22 protein-coding genes are annotated in these 21,485 nt (G+C 67.7%); 14 read left to right on the top strand and 8 right to left on the bottom strand.

Features of this window, described 5'->3' with window-relative positions; translation table 11 throughout:
- Positions 1 to 35: 35 nt before the first annotated feature.
- Positions 36 to 437: a globin gene (locus tag KXD97_RS28605; RefSeq protein ID WP_260754351.1), complete on the bottom strand. Its 402-nt coding sequence runs from the start codon at positions 435 to 437 to the stop codon at positions 36 to 38.
- 152 nt (positions 438 to 589) lie between these two features.
- Between KXD97_RS28605 and KXD97_RS28600 the strand changes: the two genes are divergently transcribed.
- The 3 genes from KXD97_RS28600 to KXD97_RS28590 are packed head-to-tail and all read left to right on the top strand — an operon-like array spanning position 590 to position 1,974.
- Entirely contained in the window at positions 590 to 1,255 is a 666-nt protein-coding gene (locus KXD97_RS28600) for an HNH endonuclease (protein WP_260754348.1), read from the top strand.
- Positions 1,256 to 1,280: 25 nt separating this feature from the next.
- The gene (locus KXD97_RS28595; protein WP_260754346.1) at positions 1,281 to 1,511 is read left to right on the top strand and encodes a hypothetical protein; all 231 of its coding nucleotides are present in this window, start codon (positions 1,281 to 1,283) and stop codon (positions 1,509 to 1,511) included.
- Entirely contained in the window at positions 1,498 to 1,974 is a 477-nt protein-coding gene (locus KXD97_RS28590) for a DUF5130 domain-containing protein (protein WP_260754345.1), read from the top strand. The genes KXD97_RS28595 and KXD97_RS28590 overlap by 14 nt, the downstream gene beginning before the upstream one ends.
- 18 nt (positions 1,975 to 1,992) lie before the next feature.
- Here KXD97_RS28590 and KXD97_RS28585 read toward each other — a convergent pair whose 3' ends face one another.
- Entirely contained in the window at positions 1,993 to 2,430 is a 438-nt protein-coding gene (locus KXD97_RS28585) for an HNH endonuclease (protein ID WP_260754342.1), read from the bottom strand.
- 55 nt (positions 2,431 to 2,485) lie between these two features.
- Positions 2,486 to 5,074 (bottom strand): aminopeptidase N, encoded by a 2,589-nt coding sequence (pepN, locus tag KXD97_RS28580; protein WP_260754341.1) that lies wholly within the window; start codon positions 5,072 to 5,074, stop codon positions 2,486 to 2,488.
- A 100-nt stretch (positions 5,075 to 5,174) separates the two neighbouring features.
- On the opposite strand from pepN, the gene KXD97_RS28575 reads away from it, so the two are divergent.
- The 7 genes from KXD97_RS28575 (at position 5,175) to KXD97_RS28545 (ending at position 12,094) form a co-directional block, all read left to right on the top strand.
- Positions 5,175 to 5,795 carry a DsbA family protein gene (locus tag KXD97_RS28575; RefSeq protein WP_396884588.1) on the top strand — a complete coding sequence of 207 codons (621 nt, stop codon included), beginning with the start codon at positions 5,175 to 5,177 and terminating at the stop codon, positions 5,793 to 5,795.
- A 162-nt stretch (positions 5,796 to 5,957) separates the two neighbouring features.
- Positions 5,958 to 6,383, top strand: a complete 426-nt coding sequence (locus KXD97_RS28570) for a nucleoside deaminase (RefSeq protein WP_260758191.1) — start codon at positions 5,958 to 5,960, stop codon at positions 6,381 to 6,383.
- A gap of 23 nt (positions 6,384 to 6,406) precedes the next feature.
- On the top strand, positions 6,407 to 7,366 hold the full coding sequence (locus tag KXD97_RS28565; RefSeq protein WP_260754339.1) for an isopenicillin N synthase family oxygenase: 960 nt from the start codon (positions 6,407 to 6,409) through the stop codon (positions 7,364 to 7,366).
- Between the two features lie 102 nt (positions 7,367 to 7,468).
- A complete protein-coding gene (locus KXD97_RS28560) occupies positions 7,469 to 7,942 on the top strand; it encodes a ribose-5-phosphate isomerase (protein ID WP_260754338.1) in 474 nt (157 codons plus the stop codon).
- Positions 7,943 to 7,945: 3 nt separating this feature from the next.
- The gene (locus tag KXD97_RS28555) at positions 7,946 to 8,752 is read left to right on the top strand and encodes an Fpg/Nei family DNA glycosylase (protein WP_260754337.1); all 807 of its coding nucleotides are present in this window, start codon (positions 7,946 to 7,948) and stop codon (positions 8,750 to 8,752) included.
- Between the two features lie 49 nt (positions 8,753 to 8,801).
- Positions 8,802 to 10,481 carry a sodium:proton antiporter gene (locus tag KXD97_RS28550; RefSeq protein ID WP_260754336.1) on the top strand — a complete coding sequence of 560 codons (1,680 nt, stop codon included), beginning with the start codon at positions 8,802 to 8,804 and terminating at the stop codon, positions 10,479 to 10,481.
- Positions 10,482 to 10,546: 65 nt separating this feature from the next.
- Positions 10,547 to 12,094, top strand: coding sequence for an IS1182 family transposase (locus KXD97_RS28545; RefSeq protein WP_260753369.1), 1,548 nt, complete (start codon positions 10,547 to 10,549; stop codon positions 12,092 to 12,094).
- A 157-nt stretch (positions 12,095 to 12,251) separates the two neighbouring features.
- Here the strand turns inward: KXD97_RS28545 and KXD97_RS28540 are convergent, their stop codons facing one another.
- The 3 genes from KXD97_RS28540 to KXD97_RS28530 all read right to left on the bottom strand — a co-directional run bounded on the left by KXD97_RS28540 (position 12,252) and on the right by KXD97_RS28530 (position 14,814).
- On the bottom strand, positions 12,252 to 13,067 hold the full coding sequence (locus KXD97_RS28540) for a DUF1542 domain-containing protein (RefSeq protein WP_260754335.1): 816 nt from the start codon (positions 13,065 to 13,067) through the stop codon (positions 12,252 to 12,254).
- Between the two features lie 121 nt (positions 13,068 to 13,188).
- On the bottom strand, positions 13,189 to 14,076 hold the full coding sequence (locus tag KXD97_RS28535) for an MBL fold metallo-hydrolase (RefSeq protein ID WP_260754334.1): 888 nt from the start codon (positions 14,074 to 14,076) through the stop codon (positions 13,189 to 13,191).
- 12 nt (positions 14,077 to 14,088) lie between these two features.
- Positions 14,089 to 14,814 (bottom strand): Crp/Fnr family transcriptional regulator, encoded by a 726-nt coding sequence (locus KXD97_RS28530; protein ID WP_260754333.1) that lies wholly within the window; start codon positions 14,812 to 14,814, stop codon positions 14,089 to 14,091.
- Positions 14,815 to 15,060: 246 nt separating this feature from the next.
- Here KXD97_RS28530 and KXD97_RS28525 point away from each other — a divergent pair, with 246 nt between their 5' ends.
- Entirely contained in the window at positions 15,061 to 15,834 is a 774-nt protein-coding gene (locus KXD97_RS28525; RefSeq protein ID WP_260754332.1) for a DUF2267 domain-containing protein, read from the top strand.
- A gap of 465 nt (positions 15,835 to 16,299) precedes the next feature.
- Complete coding sequence (locus KXD97_RS28520) at positions 16,300 to 16,668, top strand: hypothetical protein (protein WP_260754331.1); 369 nt, start codon at positions 16,300 to 16,302, stop codon at positions 16,666 to 16,668.
- 179 nt (positions 16,669 to 16,847) lie between these two features.
- On the opposite strand, the gene KXD97_RS28515 is transcribed toward KXD97_RS28520, so the two are convergent.
- Together KXD97_RS28515 and KXD97_RS28510 are read right to left on the bottom strand one after the other, a co-directional pair.
- Positions 16,848 to 17,051 (bottom strand): hypothetical protein, encoded by a 204-nt coding sequence (locus tag KXD97_RS28515; protein WP_260754329.1) that lies wholly within the window; start codon positions 17,049 to 17,051, stop codon positions 16,848 to 16,850.
- A 2-nt stretch (positions 17,052 to 17,053) separates the two neighbouring features.
- Positions 17,054 to 18,202 (bottom strand): hypothetical protein, encoded by a 1,149-nt coding sequence (locus KXD97_RS28510; protein ID WP_260754327.1) that lies wholly within the window; start codon positions 18,200 to 18,202, stop codon positions 17,054 to 17,056.
- A gap of 200 nt (positions 18,203 to 18,402) precedes the next feature.
- Between KXD97_RS28510 and KXD97_RS28505 the strand changes: the two genes are divergently transcribed.
- Both KXD97_RS28505 and KXD97_RS28500 read left to right on the top strand, forming a co-directional pair.
- Entirely contained in the window at positions 18,403 to 19,806 is a 1,404-nt protein-coding gene (locus KXD97_RS28505; RefSeq protein ID WP_260752495.1) for an IS1380 family transposase, read from the top strand.
- Between the two features lie 261 nt (positions 19,807 to 20,067).
- A complete protein-coding gene (locus KXD97_RS28500) occupies positions 20,068 to 21,471 on the top strand; it encodes an IS1380 family transposase (protein ID WP_260752495.1) in 1,404 nt (467 codons plus the stop codon).
- The last annotated feature ends 14 nt before the right edge of the window (positions 21,472 to 21,485 follow it).

Raw genomic sequence — 21,485 nt, 5'->3', positions numbered from 1 at the left:
CGGGCAGCCGGAACCCGCCAGGACGGCCGGATTCCTCAGAACGGCGAGTTGACCATCGAATCGGCGGCCATCTCCAGGTAACCGATCAGTTCCCGCCGGTGCGCGTCGTCGAGGGTGGCGGCGTCGATCTCGGCCACCGCGGTGTGCATGCAGCGCAACCAGGCGTCGCGTTCCAGATACCCGATCCGAAACGGTGCGTGGCGCATTCGCAACCGCGGGTGACCGCGCTGATCGGAGTAGGTGCGCGGCCCGCCCCAGTACTGCTCGAGGAACATGCGCAGGCGCTCCTCGGCGCCGTCGAGGTCGTCCTCGGGATATAACGGCCGCAGGATCTCGTCCTCGCGGACGAGTTGGTAGAACCGCGACACCAGGGTGCGGAACGTGTCGTGCCCGCCCACCGCGTCATAGAACGACTGCTGCTTGCTCTGCGCGTCCATCTCCTCCATTGTGGGCCATCGCCGAGATCCGGCCGCGTCAGCACGGGTGGCGGCCGTCCGGTCACGCGATGTTCATCGACTGACCAGCGAACACCTGCAGAATTGCCGTGCGATCGGGCGGGATCCGTGGTGGACTGTCCGACGGAGGACGTATGGCGCAGCGTAAGAACGGACGCGGCCACCGGCATCACCGGGCCGCGGCGGGCTCATCCGGGTCGACATCGGTCGCTGCCTCGCGCGCCCTGCACAGCGTCGCCCCCGCCGCCGACATCTCCCACCACGCGCCCCATGACGCGTCGCTGTGGGGTCGCCGGCGGGTGCTGCTGCTGAACTCGACCTACGAGCCTCTCACCGCCCTACCGCTGCGCCGGGCGGTGGTCATGTTGATGTGCGACAAGGCCGACGTCGTCCACGACGATCCGGTGGGCCCGGTCATCCACTCGGCGACGCGCTCGATCGTCATCCCGACGGTGATCCGGCTGCGCACCTACGTGCGGGTGCCCTACCGGGCTCGCATCCCGATGACCCGGGCGGCGCTGATGCACCGCGATCGCTTCCGCTGCGCGTACTGCGGCGCGAAGGCCGACACCGTCGACCATGTGATTCCGCGCAGCCGCGGCGGCGCACATTCCTGGGAGAACTGCGTGGCGGCATGCTCAGCGTGCAACCACCGCAAAGCCGACCGCCTGCTCAGCGAGCTGGGCTGGGCGCTGCACACCACGCCGCTGCCGCCCAAGGGACAGCACTGGCGGCTGCTGTCCAGCGTCAAGGAACTCCACCCGGCCTGGGTCAGATACCTGGGTGAGGGAGCGGCCTGAACGGGCCGTGGGATACGGTTTGCGCGTGAACTCAACAGCTCTTGCGCATGCAAGCTTCGTAGTGGTCCCGCTGGCGCTGGCCGGGCTTCTGTCGCTGTTCATCTTCACCAAGAAGGGCCCGCATGCCGCGACGTTCGACATGTCCGAGAAGTGGACACACGAGCCCATCTTGTGGGCGGCCGAGGAACCGGCGGACCACGGCCACGGCCACGGTTCGCACCTGACGATCGGAGGTGGCGCAAGTGGCAAGTGGTGAAGTGACCAGGGCGGGCGCGCTCGAGGTAGCTGAACTGCCGTACGGGTCGGCCATCACCGCCAGTGGACGGATCTCGGCGGTCACCGAGCCCGGCGCCCTGTCGGTGCAGTACCCGTTCCCGACCAAGGACCTGGTGGTCCTCGACAACGCGCTGAAGTTCGGGTCGCGTGCGGCCAAGGCGCGGTTCGCCGTGTACATCGGCGACCTGGGCGCCGACACAGCGGCCACCGCCCGCGAGATCCTCGCCCGGGTGCCCACCCCGAACAACGCCGTGCTGCTCGCGGTCTCCCCGGATCAGCGGGCCATCGAGGTCGTCTACGGCTCGGAGGTCAGGGGCCGCGGCATCGAGGAGGCCGCTCCACTCGGGGTGTCCGCAGCCGCCGCATCGTTCAAAGAGGGCAACCTGATCGATGGCCTGATCAGCGCTGTCCGCGTGCTCTCGGCCGGGGTCTCGCCCCGCTGACGTTTCGCGAAACCGCCCTTACGGTAGGTGCCGGGGCTCGGTAGCTACCGTGAGGGCGGTTTCGTGATGAGCCGACAGAAGCTCGGAACGGATCCGCACGTAGCGTTCGAGGAACAGTCGTTCGTCGAGCCGTTTGCGCCGCAGCCAGCCGGTCACCTCGTCGTTGCATTTGCTGGCGTTGCACGCCGCGCAGGCCGGCACCACGTTGTCCAGGGTGTAGCGGCCCCCGCGCGAGATGGCCATGACGCAGTCGCGCTGCATCGTGCCCGTGGTCTTGCCGCAGTAGGCGCAGCCGTCCCACGCCGCCTTGATCGCGTCCCACTGCGCGTCGGTGAGGTCGTTGACGACGGCGGCGACTCGGCGCTTGCGACGGCGCGCTGCGCGCGCCCGCCGACTGTTGTTCACCACCACCCCACGAGCATGAGGCGCGAGCGTGCGCGAACTCGGCTGCGCCATCGGCGTGTCGGCCGCAGACTCGCACGCTCGCGCCAGAACCAGCGTGTCGAGGCAGTCAGCTCACGTCGAACCGGCGGGCCTTCAGTGAACGTTCGACGCCGGCGCGGCCTTCCAGCACGAGCCGGCGCAGCGCCGGCGGCACCTCAGGATCCGACAGGAACCGGTCGGCGGCGTCCAGCGCGTCCTGGCTGATCTCCCACGACGGGTACAGCCCGACCACCACGGTCTGCGCCACCTCACTGGATCGGCGTTGCCAGACTCCGGAGATCGCCCCGAAGTACCGGTCCCGGAACGGCGCCAGCACCTCGCCCTGGCCGGGCTGGACGAAACCGCCGATGATCGCGCGCGCGGTGATGTTGGCCAGCGTGTCGTCCTCGACGACCTGTTCCCACGCCGCGTCCTTGACCGCCGCTTGGGGCCGCGCCGCCGACGCCGCCGCGGCCTGGCGGCGTCCGGCCGCCGTGGGGTCGTTGGCGGCTTCGGCGTCGATGAACGGCGTCTGCGGACCGTCGGCGTCGATCACGCCGGCACGCGCCAGCGCGGTCACCACGCGCCACCGCAGATCGGTGTCGAGCACCAGGCCGGCCAGATTGACCGCGGCGGGCTCGTTGTCGAGCAGGGTGGACAGCACCGCGACGTGGTTCGGGGACAGCACCGACGTGCACAGCGCGTTGACGAACGCGAGCTGATGGTCCGACCCCGGTGCGGATTCGCGGGCGAGGTCCAGCAGCGCATCCCCGAACGCCGGCCAGCCGTTCTCGGCCGCCCAGGCCGGGTCGGCGTAGGAACCCAGCGCCGTCTGCGCCTGCAGCAGCAGGCGCTGCGCGACGCCGACCTCGGACTCGGCGTGCAGTCCGCTGATCACCAGCGCGACGAAGTCGCGGGCCCGCAGTTCGGCGTCACGGGTCATCTCCCACGCCGCCGACCAGGCCAGGGTGCGGGGGAGCGGATCGGCGATGTCGGCGATGCGGGTCAGCACCGTCTGCAGCGATTCGGGGTCTAGCCGCGCTGAGCAGTAGGTCAGGTCGTCGTCGTTGACCAGGATCAGCTTGCCCCGCGAAACACCCTGCAGTGCAGGCACTTCGGTGGTCGCGTCCTCGACGTCGAGCTCCTCGCGGTGCACCCGGACCAGCTTGCCGAAGGCGTCGTCGTCGTAGATGCCGACCGCGAGCCGGTGCACGCGGGTCTCCCCGGCACCCGGTTTGGCGCCGCCCTGAGCGATCGCGAACCGGGTGAACGTGCCGTCGGCGTCGACGTCGAACTCCGGGCGAAGCGTGTTGAGCCCGGTGGTCTTGAGCCACTGCCTGCCCCAGCCCGACAGGTCGCGTCCCGACGACTTCTCCAACGCGCCGAGCAGGTCGCCGAACGTCGCGTTGCCGAACGCGTGGTCGCGGAAGTAGTCGCGCAACCCGGCCAGGAACGCGTCGAGCCCGACATAGGCGACGAGCTGCTTGAGCACGCTGGCGCCCTTGGCGTAGGTGATGCCGTCGAAGTTGACCTCCACGGCGTGCAGGTCCGGGATGTCGGCGGCCACCGGATGGGTCGAGGGCAGCTGGTCCTGTCGGTAGGCCCAGGACTTCTCGACGTTGGCGAACGTCGTCCAGGCTTGCGTGTACTCGGTGGCCTCGGCCTGGCAGAGCACCGACGCGAACGTCGCGAAGGACTCATTGAGCCACAGGTCGTCCCACCACCGCATGGTGACCAGGTCGCCGAACCACATGTGGGCCATCTCGTGCAGCACGGTCTCTGCTCTGCGCTCGTAGGACGCGCGGGTGACCTTGCTGCGGAATACGTAGTCCTCCAGGAAGGTCACGGCCCCGGCGTTCTCCATCGCGCCGGCGTTGAACTCCGGGACGAACAGCTGGTCGTACTTGCCGAACGCGTACGGGACGCCGAAGTTCTTGTGGTAGAAGCCGAATCCCTGCTTGGTCTCGGTGAACAGCCGCTCGGCGTCCATGTAATCGGCCAGCGACCTGCGGCAGAAGATGCCCAACGGGATGTCCCCGTGGTCGTCGGAATATTGGTCGTCCCAGCGGGCGTAGGGTCCGGCGATGAGCGCCACCAGGTAGGTGCTCATCCGGGGCGTGGCCCTGAACGTGTGCCGTTTGGCGCCGGAGTCGAGGTCCTCGACGGCCGCGGTGGCACCGTTGGAGATCACTTCCCAGTGCGCGGGCGCGACGACGGTGACGTCGAAAGCGGCCTTCAGATCGGGCTGATCGAAACACGCGAACATCCGCTTGGCATCGGCGGTTTCGAACTGTGAATACAGGTACACCTCGTCGTCGACCGGGTCCACGAAACGGTGCAATCCCTCCCCGGTGTTCGAGTAGCTGCAGTCCGCATCGACGGTGAGCACGTTGTGCTTGGCGAGTCCCGTCAGTGGTATCCCGGTGGACTCGTCATATCCGGAAACGTCGATATCGGAGCCGTTGAGCGTGGCGCTGCGCACTGTCGCGGCGGCAAGGTCGATGAAGGTGTCGGCGCCGGGGAGGGCCTCGAACTCGACTGTCGTCACCGACCGGAAGGTGCGCTCTCCGGGCTTGTCCGCACCGTCGGTCAGATCGAGGTCGATGCGATAGCTGTCGACGGTCACCAATGCGGCGCGCTCGGCGGCCTGGTCGCGAGTCAGATTAGGAAGTGCCACGCTCGACAACACTAGCCTCATCCGGGGAAGACGGGACGCGCGTCGCGGGTTGTGCTCAATGGACGTCCGTCACAGCTGTATGCAGAAGAGAGGACCGCACATGTCAGAGAAGTCTCGTGCCGATTTCTGGTTCGACCCGCTGTGCCCGTGGGCCTGGATCACATCCCGCTGGGTGCTGGAGGTCGAGAAGGTGCGCGACATCGACATCAACTTCCATGTGATGAGCCTGGCCGTGCTCAACGAGGGCAAGGAGGTGCCCGAGGAGTACCGCGAGGCGATGCAGAAGGCCTGGGGGCCCGTGCGGGTCGCGATCGCCGCGGAGCAGGCCAAGGGCCCAGAGATCCTCAGCCCGCTGTACACCGCGATGGGCACCCGTATCCACAATCTGGGCTACCGGGATTCCGACCCGGACTTCGCCCGGGTCATCGCGGAATCGCTTGACGAAGTCGGACTGCCCGCCGAACTCGCCGAGGCCGCCACGTCGACGTTCTACGACCAGGCGCTGCGCGAGAGCCACCACGCCGGCATGGACGCGGTGGGACCGGACGTCGGCACCCCGACCATCCACGTCAACGGCGTCGCGTTCTTCGGTCCGGTGCTCTCGCGCATCCCGCGCGGCGAAGAAGCCGGCAAGCTGTGGGATGCGTCGGTGATCTTCGCCGCCTATCCGCACTTCTGGGAACTCAAGCGCACCCGGACTGAGAGGCCTGAGTTCGACTGACCCTGCCGCTTTGTTTCGGCTCTGTTGCGTCCGGTTGCGGACCGGCGCCGGCGGGGTGACCGTATAGCGGTGTTTGCGGCTGAACCGACCACCCCGAGCCGCATACTTGGTGCCGTGCCGAACCAGGATCAGCGCCCACACGGTGTGCTCACCGCCCAGCAGATGCTCGACGTCGCCGTAGCCGAAGCGCGAAAAGGCTTGGCCGAAGGCGGTATACCGATCGGCGCCGCGCTGTTCTCGGTGGACGGAACCCTGCTGGGCGCCGGTCACAACCGGCGGGTGCAATCAGACGACCCGTCCATCCACGCCGAGACCGACGCGTTCCGCAATGCGGGCCGGCAGCGCGGGTACCGCTGGACGATCATGGTGACCACACTGTCGCCGTGCTGGTACTGCAGCGGTTTGGTGCGCCAGTTCAACATCGGCGCCGTCGTGATCGGGGAGAGCCGGACCTTCACCGGCGGGCACGACTGGCTCGCCTTGAACGGCGTGGACGTCACGATCGTCGACGACCAACGCTGCGTGACCATGATGCGGGACTTCGTCGCGGCCAACCCGGATCTGTGGGCCGAGGACATCGGCGAATGAGCACGCGAGGAGCGGAACAGCAGATGAGTGTCATTGCCACACTGGATCTCTCGTGCTGGCGGGCCGGCGGGCCGGCTGCCGATGACGTCGCCGCCGAGCTCGACGCGAGCCTTCAGCGGGCGGGCTTCATTCTGGTACGCGGTCACGGCGTCGACCCGTCGCTGGCGCGGGACGTGCGTGTCGCGGCCCGCGAGTTCTTCGCGCTGTCGCCCGAGGCGAAAGCGCGGTACTCGGTGCCGGTCGGCGGCCGCGGCTGGATCGGGCCGGGCGCGGAGGCCAACGGCTACGCGGAAGGAACCGAGACGCCGCCGGATCTGAAGGAGAGCTTCAGTGTCGGCGCGGACACCGCGACCGGTGACGAGGAGGTCGACCGGGTCTGGTTCGCGCCGAACGTCTGGCCCGTCGAGGTGCCGGCGCTGCATGGGTTGGTCGCCGAGTACACCGCGCAGATGCGGCGCGTGGCTGATGAGCTGCTGGCGCTGTGCGCCCACGCGCTGAAGATGACGGTCAATCCGTTCGCCGAGCTGGCCAGCACGCCGACCTGGACGATGAACATCAACCATTACCCGCCGGCGAGCGTGGTCGGCGACCCCGAACCCGGTCAGTTCCGCATCGGGCCGCACACCGACTTCGGCACCGTGACGATTCTCGATCGTGAGCCCGGCGCCGGCGGTCTGCAGGTGTACTCCGACGAGGCCGGATGGGAGGACGCTCCCTACGATCCCGACGCGCTGACGGTGAACATCGGTGACCTGCTGGAGTATTGGAGCGGCCGGCGCTGGCTCTCCGGCCGGCACCGGGTACTGCCGCCGCAGCCGCACGCCCCCGAAGAGGACCTGGTGTCGTTGATCTACTTCTACGAGGCCAACCACGACGCGCTCGTCGCTCCGCTGGCGCCGCCGGTCGGCCGGGTGTCCGGACTGGAACCGGTGACGGCGGCGGACTTCATCAGGGAACGACTCGACGCCATCACCGTCGGCTGAGCCGACAGTCGGGCTGGAGTCGGCTGAGCCGACAGTCGGGCTGGAGTCGGCTGAGCCGACAGTCGGGCTGGAGCGGCATAACCGGGAGGTAGGGTGTCCGCCATGCGCGTCTACCTCGGGGCCGACCACGCCGGATACGAACTCAAGCAGGCCATCGTCGTGCACCTCAAAGCGGCTGGGCACGAGCCCGTGGACTGCGGCGCGTTCACCTACGACGCCGACGACGACTACCCGGCGTTCTGCATCGCGGCGGCCGAGAAGACGGTGGCCGACCCGGGCAGCCTCGGCATCGTGCTCGGCGGGTCCGGTAACGGTGAGCAGATCGCGGCGAACAAGGTTCCCGGCGCGCGCTGTGCGCTGGCGTGGAGCACCGAGACCGCGGCGCTGGCCCGCGAGCACAACAACGCCCAACTGATCGGCATCGGCGGCCGGATGCACTCGACCGAAGAAGCGCTCGCGATCGTCGACGCGTTCCTGGCCACGGCCTGGTCGGAGGCCCCGCGGCACCAGCGCCGCATCGACATGCTTGCCGAGTACGAGAAGACACACGTCGCACCGCCGGTGCCCGGCGAGTAGCCGATGCCCGAGGGACACACGCTGCACCGCTTGGCCCGGCAGCACCAGCGTCGGTTCGGCCGCGCGCCGGTGATCGTGTCCAGCCCCCAGGGCCGCTTCGCCGACGGCGCCGCCGCGGTCAACGGCCGGGTGTTCAAGAAGGCGAGCGCCTGGGGCAAGCATCTGTTCCACCACTACGAGGGCGGACGCGTCGTGCACGTCCACCTCGGCCTCTACGGCGCCTTCACCGAGTGGCCGGTGCCCGACGACCGGACCCAGCCGTTGCCGGTGGGGCAGGTACGCATGCGGATACTCGGTGCGGAGTGCGGCACCGACCTGCGCGGTCCGACGGTGTGTGAAGTGATCGAGGAACCCGAGGTCGCCGACGTGGTGGCCAGGCTCGGTCCCGACCCACTGCGCCCGGACGCCGACCCCGCCCTGGCGTGGCGTCGAATCAGTAAGTCGCGCAGGCCGATCGGGGCGTTGTTGATGGATCAGGGGGTGATCGCCGGGGTCGGCAACGTCTACCGCAGCGAGCTGCTGTTCCGGCACCGCATCGATCCGTTCCGGCCCGGCACGACCATCACCGCCGACGAATTCGCCGACATGTGGACCGATCTCGTCGCACTGATGAAGGTCGGGGTGCGGCGCGGCAAGATCGTCGTGGTGCGCCCTGCGCACGACCGCGGCGCACCGTCCTACCGGGAGGGCCGCCCGCGCACCTACGTCTACCGACGGGCCGGTGAGCCGTGCCGGGTGTGCGCGACCCCGGTGCGCACCGTCGAGCTCGAAGGCCGCAACCTGTTCTGGTGCCCCACCTGTCAGGCGTAGCGGCGCGCCTCGGCGGGCGATCCCGCGAGTCAGCCAGGAGAATCTGCGCGTGGAACTGATCCTGGTTGTGGTGGGTGCGATCGTAGTGACCGCGATGGCGCACCGGCGCGGACTCGAACCCGCACTCATCATCGTCGTGGTCGGCATCGCGGTGTCGTTCGTACCCGGATTCGAAGCGCCCGAACTGGACTCGCACATCCTGCTGACCGTGGTGCTGCCGCCGCTGCTGTACTCCGCGGCGCTGAACTTCTCGTTCCCGAGCTTCCTGCGCAACATCAAGCCGATTCTCGGTCTGGGCGTCGGACTGGTCGTCGTGACCGCGTTCACGGTTGCGGCCGTCTCCTCCTGGCTGGTGGTGGTCCCGCTGACGTTCGCGACCGCGCTCGTGCTCGGCGCGGTGGTCGCGCCGCCCGACGCCGTCACTGCCGTCGCGGTCGGCCGCAAACTCGGTCTGCCCAAACGGGTGATGACGATCCTGACCGGGGAGAGCCTGATCAACGACGCGGCCGCGCTGGCGTTGTTCTCGGTGGCGGTCGCGCACGTCGCCGGCAGCCACACATTCATCGAGAACCCGCTGCTGCTGTTCGGCTACAGCGCTGTGGTCGGCCCGGCGGTCGGCGCGGCACTGGGATATGTGACGTTGTGGATCCGCCGGCGGCTGGCCAACCCCGCGCTGGAGACCGTGCAGGGTTTGATGGTGCCGTTCGCGGCGTTCATCGTGGCCGAGGAGATGCACGCCTCCGGCGTGCTCGCGGTGGTGGTCGCCGGTTTCATCGTCGGGTCCGGCACCGTGGACGCCGGCTACCAGACCCGGCTGCAGGAGCGGTACGTGTGGAATTCGGTGGACGTGCTGCTCGAGGCGTTCGTGTTCGCCTACATCGGTCTGCATCTGCGGTTCGTGCTCGAAGACCTGCGGGACGCCCACGAGTCGCTGGCGCAGGTCGCGGTCGCCTCGGGGGTGGTGTTGCTCATCGTGCTGGTGATCCGGCCGCTGTCGGTGTTCGCGATGTTCGGCAGGGGAGTCCTGGCACGCCAGGTGGAACGGCGGCTGAGCGTACCGATTCCCGACGGCGCCCGGGGAGCGTTGGGCTCCCGCCGCAAACAGCCGGCCAAGTGGCGGTCGCGGATCGACAATCGGCCGTTGAGCTGGCAGGAGAACGTCGTGGTGTCCTGGACCGGCATGCGCGGGGTGGTGACGCTGGCCGCGGCCGCAGCCATCCCGGCGACGACCGCCGCCGGTGAACCGTTCCCCGAACGCGCCACGATTCAGGCCGTCGCGTTTGTGGTGAGCGTCGGCACGCTGTTGCTGCAAGGCTGGACGCTGCCTCTGCTGATCCGGCGGCTCGACCTGTCGGTCGACGCCGACCAGACCTACACGCATGCCGAAACCGAGAAGGCTGAGCAGGTGGTGCACCGCGCCGCGGATGCGGTGCTCGCCGAGTTCCGTGCCAATCCGCCCGCCGGGCTCGACCCCCGGGTGCTCGCCGAGATCCGCGGCATCGTGGCGCGGCACTCGCAGGACGCCGACGAGATGCCGGACCCGGCAGCCAACACGTTGCGCGCCGAGGTGTTCGCCCAGCTCTACCGCGACGTGCTGGCTGCCCAACGCGCCGCTCTCATCGATGAGCGAGACGCCGGCCACATCGACGAGGAGGCGGTGCGGACCATGCTCGAACGGCTCGACCTGCAGGAGGCCGGGGTGTCGGCGCGGCTGGAGAGCCGGTTCTAGGAGTCTGCTGAATTAATCCGGCGTGGTGGCGGGGTTTGTGGCTGGGTTCTCGAGATGATTAATGGATGCAGGGGCATTCTGAGGATCAGCGTGAGCTGTTGGATGCGGAGTCGGTTGCCGGGCATCTGCTGAAGTCCGACAGCATGTTTGTATTCCTGGCCGAACACCGCCACGAGTTGTTTCCCGAGGCGATGTTCGCTGATCTTTTCCCGTCGCGGCGGGGGCGTCCGAGCGTGCCGGCCGAGGTGATGGCCTCGGTGATCACCTTGCAGGCCCTGCACGGGCTCTCTGATAGCGAGACCGTGGACGCGGTCACCTTCGATCTGCGCTGGAAAGCCGCGTGCGGGTTGGCGGTGACCGCGCCGGCGTTTCACTCGACCACGCTGACCTATTGGCGGCGCCGGCTGGCGGCCTCGCAGGCGCCGGACCGGATCTTTGAGGCGGTCAAGGCCGTCGTGGCGCAGACCGGTGTGTTGGCCAAAAAGACGCGGCGAGCGTTGGACTCCACCGTGCTCGATGATGCGGTGTCCACCCAGGACACCGTAACCCAGCTGATCGCTGCGATCCGCCGGGTCGGGCGCGAAGTCCCAGGGGCCGGCGAGGTGATCACCACTTACTGCACCGCCCACGATTACAGCGATCCGGGTAAACCGGCGATCGCCTGGAACGACAGAACCGCCCGCGACCAGCTTGTCGACGCCTTGGTCGGCGATGCGCACCGGCTGCTGGGGCATCTGCCCGACCAGGAACTGGGCCCGCGCGCCGCTGAGGCGGTGTCGTTGTTGGCGCTGGTCGCCGGCCAGGACGTCGAACCGGTCGAGGGTTCTGATGGCACCGACGGGCAGTGGCGCATCGCGCAGAAGGTGGCCGGTGATCGGGTGATCTCTACCGTGGATCCCGAAGCCCGCCATGCCCATAAGACGGTGCATCGCCGCCAGGACGGATACAAGGCCCACATCGCGGTCGAACCTGATACCGGGATCATCACCGACTGCGCGCTGACCAAGGCAAGCGGACAAGACAATCACGAAGCCGTCATCGGACTGGCGCTGCTGGCACACGAGACGACGGCGGTGCGGGTGCTCGGCGATTCGGCCTACGGCACCGGTCAGGCACGGGCGACGCTGGCCGAGCTCAAGCATGTCGCCGTGATCAAACCGCTCCCGCTGAGAACCCCGGTCCCGGGTGGGTTCACCAGCGATGACTTCACCATCGATTTCGCGGCCCGTACCGTGACGTGTCCGGCCGAGCACACCATCCCCATCGGGCCTAGCGGTGGAGCCGCATTCGAAAAGCATTGCCGGTCATGCGCTTTGAGGCACCTGTGCACCACCGCAGTGCGTGGGCGAAAGCTCACCATCAGCGAACACGAACCGCACCTACGTGCCGCCCGGGCCATCGCGCGCACACCCGAATGGCAGGCCGAGTACCGCCAACACCGCCCCATGGTGGAACGCTCGATCGCCTGGTTGACCCGCGGCAACCGCAAAGTCCGCTACCGCGGCGTCAGCAAGAACAACCACTGGCTGCACCACCGCGCCGCCGCATTGAACCTGCGCCGCCTGATCAGCATGGGCCTGACCCACACCGGCACCACCTGGGCCATCGCCTAAGCCCAGACATCCCGGCGGCCTTGCGGCGCGAACATCGGATTGCCACGCCCCAAACGGCGGGGCAATCCCGAATCTGTCGGCCTGCCTGTGACTTCACACACGCGCCGACGAGCGCTTGAGACGCCCCGCCCCATCAACCCACTAATTCAGCAGACTCCTAGAAGTCGAACCCGCCGAAATCGCCACCACCCCAGTCGCCCCCGCCCCAGTCGCCGCCACCACCGGAGTCCCAGCCGCCCCCGCCCCAGTCGTCGCCTCCGGCGTCGCCTCCGGCGTCGCCGCCGTCGAGCTGGCCCTGATCGAGGCCGTCCTGGAACCCGTCGCCGTAGCCGCTCTCGAAGGCCTGCGCGTCGTATCCGACACCTGCCATGCCTGAGAACAGGCTGCTGAACAGCAGCGCCGACCCCAGACCCCAGGCGCCGGCCACCAACGCCGGCTTCCACCACGGCTCGGAGTACCAACCGGCCGGCACCGGTCGCCCAGCGACCCGGCCACCGGGGTAGTAGTTCGGGGTGCGCTGCGACGGCGTCGGTGACGCCTCGATCTCGCGACCCTCGAACTGCACGCGGCGATCTTCGGTGACGGTGCCCGCGGTGCGCTGCCCGGCCAGGGATTCCAGCTCAGGGCCGGGATCCATCCCCATCGCCGTGCGCGCGGCACGCACGTAGTACAGACCCTCCATCGCGCTCTCCTTGGCCAACTCGGCCTGACGTGCGCTGGTGGCCTGGTCGACCTGCGACGACGCGGCCGTGTACCGCTCTGAGGCATCGGCCAGCGCCTGCTTCGAGGCGTCGTCGGTGCCCGTCAGCGCGAACACCTGCCCGCCGAGGCGCTCGATCACCCGACGGGCGTCGGCCTTCGCGTCGGCCAGCGTCGCGGCGTTCCGCTTCTGGGTCGACTTCGACGTCGCGTAGACGGCCAGCGCGATCGCCGCGACGACCAAGACGATGAGCACGAGCAGTACGCCATTCATGGCTCACAGCGTACCGACAGAAAACGAACACTCCAGGTCGCAGACGGCGCGCGGGCAGTGTGCGGCGACGCCGACGCCGACGCCGGGCCGGTTCGGCGGTGCGCCGAATACACACCGGACCTCACGACCGGCCGGGCGGCATCACCTGCCAGATGGTCTGCGACCCGGAATGCGCGACCTCGGCGAAGCGATCACGGAGCCCGTGCAACAGCGACCTCACGGTCTGGCCGCGCTCGATTTCGATCACCCGGCCGGCCATCCCCAGCTCGGCCATCGCCGCAGTGAAATCTGTTCGCGGCGAGGCGAATACGCCATAGTCGTCGAAGTGGACCGGTATCACCCGCGGCAGGTCCAGCCGCCTGACCATCTCGGCGCCCTGGTGGCCGTCCATCGTCACCGTCAACCCGAACGGCAACCGGTTCCCGGCTGGGAGTTTGGTGCCGTCGAGATGCAGCACCCCCGCGTCGACGGACTGGAACCGCACCGGGATCTCGTCGAGTTCGTCGATCAGCAGGGTGTCTCCGGACAGGTACAGATGCCGGGTCGTGCCGTCAGTCTCGAAGGTCAGCATCGTGCCCATCACCGGCGGCAGCAGGCGATTGATCGGGGTCGGTGCGTGCCGGCCGGGTAGTGAGGTGAACGTAAGCCGCTCAGAACCGTTGGCGATCACCGAGCTGTCCCACGTCGACAATCCCACCGCGTCGCCGAAACCACGGTGCCGCAGGCGCTTTGCCGCGTCGTGGGTGGTGAAGACGGGTAGGTCATGGTCCAGGTGGCGTTCGGCGACGCGGTCCCAGTGGTCCCCGTGCATGTGTGAGAGAACGACCGCGTCCAGTGTGGGTAGCTGATCGACCTGCAGCGCCGGGGGTTTGAGCCGCTTGGACCACAACCCGTAGCCCAGGTAGGCGTGCTGGCCCTGGTGCAGAAAATTCGGGTCGGTCAGGATCGTGATCGAGCCGCAGCGGATCAGCGTGGTGGCGGTTCCTATGAACGTGACGTCGATTTTCATCACATTCCCGTGTCAGCGAAGCGCGCTCGGTGCGGTGGCCCGGCCGGGACGGCGTGCCCCGTGCATACGGACGGCCAGTGGTTCGGACTCCCGGATGAGGATGCTGTCGGCGCCGATGGTGATCCAACCGCGCTCGGCGAAGTGGCAGAGCGCCTTGTTCACCGATTCGCGGGAGGTACCCACCAGATGGGCGAATTGCTGTTGGGTCAGGTCCATCGGCACTCGCATCGCCCCGTCCTCTTGGACGCCGAACCGTTGCGCGAGTCCGAGCAGCTGTTTGGCGACCCGCGCGGTGACGTCGGCGTACACCGCGTCGGTGATGCTGCCGTGGGTCCTGCGCATCCGCCGGGCCAGCAGACGCAGGAACCCGTTGGCGATCTGCGGGTCCGCAAGGATGACGGACAGCGCCGTCCGGCGTCCCAGCGACAGCGCATGAATGTCGGTGACCGCGCTGGCGCACAAACCCCGGGGACCGGGATCGAACACCGACTCCTCGCCGAACACCTCGCCCGGTCCGAGCACGCTGAACGTGCATTCCCGGCCGTCGCGGCCGTCGAGCCCGATCCGGACCCGGCCGTGTCCGAGCAGGAACAACCGGTCGTCGGTGTCACGTTCGCGGAAGATCACGTCTCCGGCGGCCGCGTCGACTCTGAGCACGTCGCCCAAAGCGAGCAGGTCCGCCACCTCCCAGCCGGGGAAAAGTGAGCCCAGGCGGAAATCGGTCTCGACGAGCTTCATCGATCTCCCTCCGGAAGGCGGCGATGGCTGCGCGACGTGCTACCCGCCGGCGCGCGAAATACGCGCCGAAATCGGAACATTTCGCGACGCGGATCGGTGCGGTGTGAAGAGTGAAACACCGGCGGCTGCGGTGCGCGAGCACTAATTCGAAGGACCGACAATTGAACCTGGCGTGGTGAGGGCGCCGCTCCGTTTCCGACCCGTGGGCACCGTGTGGTGGACGTGCCTTGCGGGTGACCGTGTGTTATGGAACACGACCGCTTCTTCTCGATCATCGAACGCGAGGCCGGAGTCGACCGAGAGACCGCGCAGACGGTCGCGCGCTCAACGTTGGTGACGCTCGCGCAGCGGGTGACACCCGGCGCACTGCACAAAGTTCAGGTGCAGGCGCCCGAAGGGGTGTGGACGTGGCTGTCGCCCAAAGCGCCCCGCGAGCTGTTCGACGCGGACGAATTCGTGGCCAGGGTGGCCCAGCAAACGGGGACGGATGCCGACACAGCGCGCAGATACGCCCATGCTGCGCTGCTGGCGCTCAGCCGAGCGGTCAGCGCCGACGCCTGGGAAACCCTCATCCGCGAACTGCCCGCAGACTTCGCGCCGCTGCTGGCGGGCACCCGCCGCTCGGCAGTCCCGATGCCGGTCGACGAGTTCTTACAGTGGGTTGCGGACCGGGGCGGGTTCGACCGTGAAACCGCCGCGCGCGCAACGGAGGCCGTCCTCGAGACGCTCGCCGAGCGGATAGCCGGCGGCGAGGTGGACGATCTCACCAAGGAGCTGCCGCCGGAGTTCCGCCGCGTACTGGAGCGCGGGAAGAAGCTCGGCGGCGGACGCGCACACAAGATGCCGCTCGAGGAGTTCGTCCATCGGATCGCCGAACGCGAGGGCGTGCCTGACGACATCGCTCGCGCACACGCGCGCGCAGTGCTCAACACGGTCCGTGACGCCGTGGTGGCCAAGGAGTGGCACGACCTCAGCTCCGAGCTGCCGCGCTCCTATTTGCAGGACCTCGCCGAGCCGTGAACTGGCCGAACCTGGTTCTTGCGGGCGTTGAGGCCGGAGACGATCTTGCGGAAATCTAGACGACTCGTTTGGCGATATCCGGGACAGCGCGAGCCGCCGAACGATTGTTCGACGGGATCGCCGCTGGTCCTCCGTTGGAGCGGGCGACGGGAATCGAACCCGCGTAGCTAGTTTGGAAGCCCTTTTCGCCCGGTCGGGTCGGTTCGCCGAATACCGAGGTAGCGAGCCTGCCGCTCAGCGGTGAAAGTGGGATCTAGCAGCGCAGATGAGAGGAAGAGGTCGGTTCGGAGGAGGGCCGCGAGCGGAACGAGAGCGGGCTGCGGGAGGCCTGCGGCGGAGGGACGGATAAGGGACGCGGGGGGGGTATTGAACGAACGTGCAACCGGGTGCCTCGTTTACCCGCGCGGCGGCGGGGCAACAGGCGAGAATCGGCCTGTTAGTTGCTGTAGATGGGGGAGGGAACGAATGGCGCAACAAATGAAGGTGATGGGCGCGGGTCTCGCGGCGCTCGGCGCGGTCCTGTTTGCGTTTGCGCCAGCCGCGAACGCCGAGACGATTGACGAGCTATTGGCCGAATCTCCGTTCGCCCGTGAACGGCCGATTGTGTCGGGCCTGAAAGACCAGGGCTACGGCTATCTGGACTACGAGATGGTCAACATGGCGTGGGACCGCACGTGCTGGTTGTTCGGGGGTGCGCACGGCGCGAGCGACATCGCTGTTAACGATGCCAAGCGAGAGCTTGCCGGGTTGCGATTCACGCCAGCCGAGGCCGACGCGATCATCGGCATAGCCCTGGATGTGCACGGGCAACGCGGCATCGAAAGCTGCCCGTAATCGCAGGCACTCCAAGTCGTTGGGTCAGCCGGGGCGGAGCCTGGAAAGGACGGGCGATGGCAGCGCAACCACTCCGCCCCGGCTGAGTCTCGGGACCGCCGTGCCGCACCCCTGCACAGCCGTAGCCGTGTTGCCGCGCTCGGCGCGGGGGATCGGGTAGGTAGGGCGGTCGGCATCGGTTACCGCGCCCGCCGACCGGGGTGGCCGGGTGCGGAGCGGTCGCGGTCGGTTGGCCGGCCACGCCGAGGCGTGGTGCCCCGGTACATACCGCCGTCCTCCGGGGTGGCGCGCTCCTTACCGGGCGGCGTGAGCCCCGGTCCCCAGCTGAACTCGGTGCCCTCGGTGTCGTCGGCGTAGCCGAGCGGTTCTTGTGGCCGGCGCATGGCTACGGCACGGCGGGGAATGCCGGGGCGGCGTAGGCCGAGTTGCTGATGCTGATGGCGACGGCTGCGCCCCGGTGCCGGACACCGACGCCGATGGTTCGGGTGAAGAAGCTGTCCTGGAGCGGGTACGGGCCGCTGCCGGGAATCTGCCGCAGGCCTTGGTAGGCGGAGTTGTCGTGCTCGCGCACGCCTACCGCATTGTCGACGCTGTTGGCCCCGCCGCTGGCGACCACGGTGCAGTAACCCTTCGGGATGAAGTAGCTCTGGATCACGAGTGCGCCGCCGTAGCTGCCGAGGACCGGCACGCCGCCGTAGTCGGGCGGGGGAGTTTCGCCCTGAACCCGCTCGGAGGTCAGGAACGCCGGGGCGTTGCTCGACACGATGAAGTCGAACAGCGGCAACGGGACACCGGTCGCATACTCCTGACCGGCGCGCCAGCGAGTCATGCCCGATGCCTCGACATCTTCCGGGTGGATCAAGAGCACGAAGCGACCGCCCAGCTCTTGGCCATACCCGTGCTCGCGCACGTGAGCGATGGCGTTCTCGACGTTGAAGGCGTGTAGCACGGTCGAGTTCGTGTAGAGGTAATGCGTGTGGTCGCCCGCGAAGGTCTTGCCCATGTGCGCGGGCGGCTTCATCCCGTCGCCGTTCCACAGGCCGTAGCAGGTGAGCAGTTGATCGTTGGTGACCGGCGTAGGCGTGAAAAGCCGTTGCAGTACCAGCGAATTGACGAGTTCGCTGTCCGCGGCGAAGATGCGCGTCACGCGGTCGGCAAGCTGTTCGCTGGTGGCGTCGCGGAGGTAGCGCCAGGTGGCGCGCATACCGAGGTCATAGTCCTTGATCGAGAAGCCGAGCTTCAGGTAGTCAGGATCGGAGATGCCGGTCGGCTGGCCGTACTCCGTGGCCTCCTCGAAGCGTTCCGACCGGACGTTCTGCGGTACGGCATCGCCGGGGCGGATCGTGCGGAAACTGACGAGGCTGGAGATGGCGGAGCGCTGATCGTTGTAGATCGCTAGGGCGTCGGCAATCTCATCCCAAATCTGGTTGAGCTCCACACCGTCCGCGGTGCGGTTGACCCGCACAGAGCCACGGTTCTGGATGCCACCGCGGCCGTCACTGGCGTGGATACGGAAAGTTCTTGTGTCGGTCATATGTCGGCCCTCCTGACTCGTGAAAACAGTTCTCGCCCAGCGACGTTAGACCGATGCGACGCAGGCCAGCTGTCGCTAAGCCTGAATCCACCGATGAATTGCCTGGTAGGCGAGTGTTGATATGAGGAAAGTGCCCTCTGAGCTGCGATGATGAGTGTTCCTTACGCACTTATCGGCACAACTTCAGAAAGGCACTTCCGGTGAAAGTGTCCCATAGGTTCACTGCCTCGGCGGCCGTCTTCGACGACGAGCATCTCGTGTCCTGCGCCGGATTGGTCCCGGTCATGGCATTGGCCGCCCAGACGGCCTTGCCGCAGCTATTAACCGACAAGGTGCTCATCGTCGAACCGAGGATCAAATCCGGGTCGGCCAACCCTGCACCGAAACTAAGCACCGTGATTGCCGGGATGTGCGCCGGCGCCGACAGCATCGACGACCTCGACGTCGTGCGATCAGGCGGCATGAGAACCCTGTTCAATGGGGTGTACGCGCCCTCGACTATCGGAACCCTGCTGCGGGAGTTCACCTTCGGACACGCCCGGCAACTGGAGTCCGTGCTGCGCGAGCACCTGGCCGGGCTCTGCACACGGGCCGATCTGCTTCCCGGCGCCGACGACCGAGCGTTCATCGACATCGACTCACTGCTACGTCCGGTCTACGGACACGCCAAACAGGGCGCCTCCTACGGACACACCAAAATCGCGGGCAAACAGATCCTGCGCAAAGGCCTGTCACCGTTGATCACCACAATCAGCACCCCCACCGGCGCGCCGGTGATCGCCGGCGCCCGGCTGCGAGCCGGCAAAACCAACTCCGGCAAGGGCGCAGCCCGGATGGTCGCCCAAGCCATCGCCACCGCCCGCGCCGCCGGGGTCACCGGCCCGATCCTGGTACGCGGCGACTCGGCCTACGGCAACAGCACCGTGACCGCCGCCTGCCGCCGCGCCGGTGCTCAGTTCTCGTTGGTGCTGACCAAAACTCGCGCTGTCACGGCGGCCATCGCATCCATCGACGAGCACGCCTGGATTCCCGTGCAATATCCCGGCGCGATTCGTGATCCCGACACCGGAGCATGGATCTCCGATGCCGAAGTCGCCGAGATCACCCACACCGCCTTTACCTCCACCGACAGCCCGATCACCGCACGGTTGATCGTGCGACGGGTCAAAGACGCCCGCTTCCCCGATGCGCTGTTTCCGGTGTGGCGGTATCACCCGTTCTTCACCGACACCGACGAACCCACCGCCGCGGCCGACATCACCCACCGCCGCCACGCGATCATCGAGACCGTGTTCGCCGATCTGATCGACGGACCCCTGGCGCACATGCCCTCGGGACGATTCGGCGCGAACTCGGCGTGGATCCTGTGCGCTGCGATCGCCCACAACCTGCTGCGTGCCGCTGGCGTGCTCGCCGGCGGCGCCCACGCAGTGGCCCGGGGAGCCACCCTGCGCCGCAAGATCATCACCATTCCCGCCAGACTGGTCCGACCCCAACGCCGCCCCGTTCTGCATCTACCCAGCCACTGGCCCTGGGCACAGCACTGGCTCACCCTGTGGCGCAACACCATCGGCTACAGCCCACCACAACCGGCAACACCCTGACCACCCGGCCGAACAGGCCCCTACCGGAGCGCACAGGAAAAGCTGGGCAGACCAGCGGATCCCACCTGCCCGCACCAAACCCAGCCACCGAAATTACCCCCGGCCACCATCAGGAAGGCCGATCCACGGATTGAGGCTAAGCCTGAATCCACCGATGAATTGCCTGGTAGGCGAGTGTTGATATGAGGAAAGTGCCCTCTGAGCTGCGATGATGAGTGTTCCTTACGCACTTATCGGCACAACTTCAGAAAGGCACTTCCGGTGAAAGTGTCCCATAGGTTCACTGCCTCGGCAGCCGTCTTCGACGACGAGCATCTCGTGTCCTGCGCCGGATTGGTCCCGGTCATGGCATTGGCCGCCCAGACGGCCTTGCCGCAGCTATTAACCGACAAGGTGCTCATCGTCGAACCGAGGATCAAATCCGGGTCGGCCAACCCTGCACCGAAACTAAGCACCGTGATTGCCGGGATGTGCGCCGGCGCCGACAGCATCGACGACCTCGACGTCGTGCGATCAGGCGGCATGAGAACCCTGTTCAATGGGGTGTACGCGCCCTCGACTATCGGAACCCTGCTGCGGGAGTTCACCTTCGGACACGCCCGGCAACTGGAGTCCGTGCTGCGCGAGCACCTGGCCGGGCTCTGCACACGGGCCGATCTGCTTCCCGGCGCCGACGACCGAGCGTTCATCGACATCGACTCACTGCTACGTCCGGTCTACGGACACGCCAAACAGGGCGCCTCCTACGGACACACCAAAATCGCGGGCAAACAGATCCTGCGCAAAGGCCTGTCACCGTTGATCACCACAATCAGCACCCCCACCGGCGCGCCGGTGATCGCCGGCGCCCGGCTGCGAGCCGGCAAAACCAACTCCGGCAAGGGCGCAGCCCGGATGGTCGCCCAAGCCATCGCCACCGCCCGCGCCGCCGGGGTCACCGGCCCGATCCTGGTACGCGGCGACTCGGCCTACGGCAACAGCACCGTGACCGCCGCCTGCCGCCGCGCCGGTGCTCAGTTCTCGTTGGTGCTGACCAAAACTCGCGCTGTCACGGCGGCCATCGCATCCATCGACGAGCACGCCTGGATTCCCGTGCAATATCCCGGCGCGATTCGTGATCCCGACACCGGAGCATGGATCTCCGATGCCGAAGTCGCCGAGATCACCCACACCGCCTTTACCTCCACCGACAGCCCGATCACCGCACGGTTGATCGTGCGACGGGTCAAAGACGCCCGCTTCCCCGATGCGCTGTTTCCGGTGTGGCGGTATCACCCGTTCTTCACCGACACCGACGAACCCACCGCCGCGGCCGACATCACCCACCGCCGCCACGCGATCATCGAGACCGTGTTCGCCGATCTGATCGACGGACCCCTGGCGCACATGCCCTCGGGACGATTCGGCGCGAACTCGGCGTGGATCCTGTGCGCTGCGATCGCCCACAACCTGCTGCGTGCCGCTGGCGTGCTCGCCGGCGGCGCCCACGCAGTGGCCCGGGGAGCCACCCTGCGCCGCAAGATCATCACCATTCCCGCCAGACTGGTCCGACCCCAACGCCGCCCCGTTCTGCATCTACCCAGCCACTGGCCCTGGGCACAGCACTGGCTCACCCTGTGGCGCAACACCATCGGCTACAGCCCACCACAACCGGCAACACCCTGACCACCCGGCCGAAC

Origin of the sequence: Mycobacterium sp. SMC-8 (assembly GCF_025263565.1) — a bacterium.
GTDB lineage: Bacteria > Actinomycetota > Actinomycetes > Mycobacteriales > Mycobacteriaceae > Mycobacterium.
Note: the sequence above shows the minus strand (reverse complement) of the source record. Positions and strands in the feature narration are given on the sequence as shown.

Coding starts and splice junctions, on each gene's coding strand:
- KXD97_RS28570 (WP_260758191.1), top strand. CDS start 5,958: ATGCTCGACGTCGCCGTAGCCGAAGCGCGAAAAGGCTTGGCCGAAGGC.
- KXD97_RS28535 (WP_260754334.1), bottom strand. CDS start 14,076: ATGAAAATCGACGTCACGTTCATAGGAACCGCCACCACGCTGATCCGC.
- KXD97_RS28545 (WP_260753369.1), top strand. CDS start 10,547: ATGCAGGGGCATTCTGAGGATCAGCGTGAGCTGTTGGATGCGGAGTCG.
- KXD97_RS28555 (WP_260754337.1), top strand. CDS start 7,946: ATGCCCGAGGGACACACGCTGCACCGCTTGGCCCGGCAGCACCAGCGT.
- KXD97_RS28565 (WP_260754339.1), top strand. CDS start 6,407: ATGAGTGTCATTGCCACACTGGATCTCTCGTGCTGGCGGGCCGGCGGG.
- KXD97_RS28530 (WP_260754333.1), bottom strand. CDS start 14,814: ATGAAGCTCGTCGAGACCGATTTCCGCCTGGGCTCACTTTTCCCCGGC.
- KXD97_RS28540 (WP_260754335.1), bottom strand. CDS start 13,067: ATGAATGGCGTACTGCTCGTGCTCATCGTCTTGGTCGTCGCGGCGATC.
- KXD97_RS28510 (WP_260754327.1), bottom strand. CDS start 18,202: ATGACCGACACAAGAACTTTCCGTATCCACGCCAGTGACGGCCGCGGT.
- KXD97_RS28525 (WP_260754332.1), top strand. CDS start 15,061: ATGGAACACGACCGCTTCTTCTCGATCATCGAACGCGAGGCCGGAGTC.
- KXD97_RS28560 (WP_260754338.1), top strand. CDS start 7,469: ATGCGCGTCTACCTCGGGGCCGACCACGCCGGATACGAACTCAAGCAG.
- KXD97_RS28520 (WP_260754331.1), top strand. CDS start 16,300: ATGGCGCAACAAATGAAGGTGATGGGCGCGGGTCTCGCGGCGCTCGGC.
- KXD97_RS28605 (WP_260754351.1), bottom strand. CDS start 437: ATGGACGCGCAGAGCAAGCAGCAGTCGTTCTATGACGCGGTGGGCGGG.
- KXD97_RS28575 (WP_396884588.1), top strand. CDS start 5,175: ATGTCAGAGAAGTCTCGTGCCGATTTCTGGTTCGACCCGCTGTGCCCG.
- KXD97_RS28585 (WP_260754342.1), bottom strand. CDS start 2,430: ATGGCGCAGCCGAGTTCGCGCACGCTCGCGCCTCATGCTCGTGGGGTG.
- KXD97_RS28600 (WP_260754348.1), top strand. CDS start 590: ATGGCGCAGCGTAAGAACGGACGCGGCCACCGGCATCACCGGGCCGCG.
- KXD97_RS28515 (WP_260754329.1), bottom strand. CDS start 17,051: ATGCGCCGGCCACAAGAACCGCTCGGCTACGCCGACGACACCGAGGGC.